The organism is Aminobacter sp. MET-1 (assembly GCF_026521175.1).
Taxonomy (GTDB): Bacteria; Pseudomonadota; Alphaproteobacteria; order Rhizobiales; family Rhizobiaceae; genus Aminobacter.
Map to the genome: position 1 here is coordinate 1 of NZ_JAMSHL010000048.1, position 2,500 is coordinate 2,500.

The 2,500-nt window shown below is 53.8% G+C and carries 1 tRNA gene and 2 rRNA genes (1 of these 3 cut by a window edge); all 3 read right to left on the reverse strand.

The features are described from left to right. Positions 1 to 141: 141 nt before the first annotated feature. Positions 142 to 218, reverse strand: a tRNA-Met gene (locus NDO48_RS28860). A 201-nt stretch (positions 219 to 419) separates the two neighbouring features. After that, positions 420 to 534, reverse strand: a 5S ribosomal RNA gene (rrf, locus tag NDO48_RS28865). Between the two features lie 124 nt (positions 535 to 658). Further along, positions 659 to 2,500 (reverse strand): 23S ribosomal RNA (locus NDO48_RS28870); it runs 970 nt beyond the window's last position.

Genomic DNA, 2,500 nt, shown 5'->3' on the forward strand with positions numbered 1-2,500 from the left:
TTTTTTTGTTGTGCGGTGTTTTGCTGTCGTGTCTGGCTGGTGTGTGATGTGATCTTGGCGTTGATTTTGTCGTGGCGTTGATGGTGTGGTCTTCAACGTCAAACGCCCGCGTGGTTTTCACCAAGCGGGCGTTTTATGATTTGGTTGCGGGGGTTGGATTTGAACCAACGACCTTCAGGTTATGAGCCTGACGAGCTACCGGGCTGCTCCACCCCGCGCCATCGGACTTTTGCCGGAGGCAAAATGTCCTTGTTTGGGCGTTATCGGACTTTTGCCTTGGGCAAAATGTCCTTGTTTCTGTGCTTTGCCAACAGAAAGGGCCGCTTACGCGGCCCGTTGGTCCCGTTGGCGGGCCATTTTGTAAAGAGAAGATTGATTGACCGACATCGCGTTGCGATGTTTTTACATGCCCTTGGCAGACCTGGCAGCGACTTACTCTCCCGCGTCTTGAGACGAAGTACCATCAGCGCTGGAGCGTTTCACGGCCGAGTTCGGAATGGGATCGGGTGCAGCCGCTCCGCCATAACCACCAGGTCGGCAAAAGGCATGTATTCGAGAAGCTTTTGGAGCGAACAGGGTTTTTGAGTAGTCTCTACTCTCTATTCGCTGGTCTTTGTCGTGCCGTTGATCGCGTTAGCGATGAACATAAGTAATGAGAACGATCAAGCCTATCGAACTATTAGTACCGGTAAGCTTCATGCGTTGCCGCACTTCCACACCCGGCCTATCAACGTGGTCGTCTTCCACGGTTCTCAGGGAATACTCGTTTTAAGGTGGGTTTCCCGCTTAGATGCCTTCAGCGGTTATCCCGTCCGGATATAGCTACCCTGCTATGCGGCTGGCGCCACAACAGGTCCACCAGAGATCCGTCCATCCCGGTCCTCTCGTACTAGGGACAGATCCTTTCAATATTCCTACACCCACGGCAGATAGGGACCGAACTGTCTCACGACGTTCTGAACCCAACTCACGTACCGCTTTAAATGGCGAACAGCCATACCCTTGGGACCTGCTCCAGCCCCAGGATGCGATGAGTCGACATCGAGGTGCCAAACAACCCCGTCGATATGGACTCTTGGGGGTCATCAGCCTGTTATCCCCGGCGTACCTTTTATCCGTTGAGCGATGGCCCTTCCACACGGGACCACCGGATCACTATGACCGACTTTCGTCTCTGCTCGACTTGTCAGTCTCGCAGTCAGGCAGGCTTATGCCATTGCACTCAGCGAACGATTTCCGACCGTTCTGAGCCCACCATCGCGCGCCTCCGTTACTCTTTAGGAGGCGACCGCCCCAGTCAAACTACCCACCATACATTGTCCCGGACCCGGATAACGGGCCGCGGTTAGACATCCATAGAGATAAGGGTGGTATTTCAAGGGTGGCTCCACCAAGGCTGGCGCCCTGGCTTCAAAGCCTACCACCTATCCTACACATGCCACTACGAATGCCAATGTAAAGCTATAGTAAAGGTGCACGGGGTCTTTCCGTCTAACCGCAGGAACCCCGCATCTTCACGGGGAATTCAATTTCACTGAGTCTATGCTGGAGACAGCGGGGAAGTCGTTACGCCATTCGTGCAGGTCGGAACTTACCCGACAAGGAATTTCGCTACCTTAGGACCGTTATAGTTACGGCCGCCGTTTACTGGGGCTTCGATTCAAAGCTTGCACCTCTCCTCTTAACCTTCCAGCACCGGGCAGGCGTCAGACCCTATACGTCGTCTTGCGACTTCGCAGAGCCCTGTGTTTTTGATAAACAGTCGCTACCCCCTGGTCTGTGCCACCCTCTTACGGTTGCCCGCAAAAGGGTCACGCTTCTTCCGAAGTTACGCGTGCAATTTGCCGAGTTCCTTCAGCATAGTTCTCTCAAGCGCCTTGGTATACTCTACCAGTCCACCAGTGTCGGTTTCGGGTACGGTCTATAAGTGGGAGCTATTTCCTGGAACCGCTCCGCTGCCGGGATCAATCCAATAAGACCCGACAACTTGTGCGATCCGTCACTACCCACAGGCCCACGAATATTAACGTGGTTCCCATCGTCTACGCATTTCTGCCTCGACTTAGGGGCCGGCTAACCCTGCTCAGATTAGCTTTAAGCAGGAACCCTTGGACTTTCGGCGGGGGTGTCTCTCACACCCCTTACGTTACTCATGTCAGCATTCGCACTTCTGATACCTCCACCGCCCCTCACAGGTACGGCTTCACTGGCTTACAGAACGCTCCGCTACCGCTTGCAGCAAGCTGCAAACCCTAAGCTTCGGTGTATGGCTTTAGCCCCGGTACATTTTCGGCGCAAAGACCCTTATTTAGACCAGTGAGCTGTTACGCTTTCTTTAAATGATGGCTGCTTCTAAGCCAACATCCTGGTTGTTTTGGGATCCTCACATCCTTTCCCACTTAGCCATAACTTGGGGACCTTAGCTGTAGGTCAGGGTTGTTTCCCTTTTCACGACGGACGTTAGCACCCGCCGTGTGTCTGCCGACTAGTACTCCTGGGT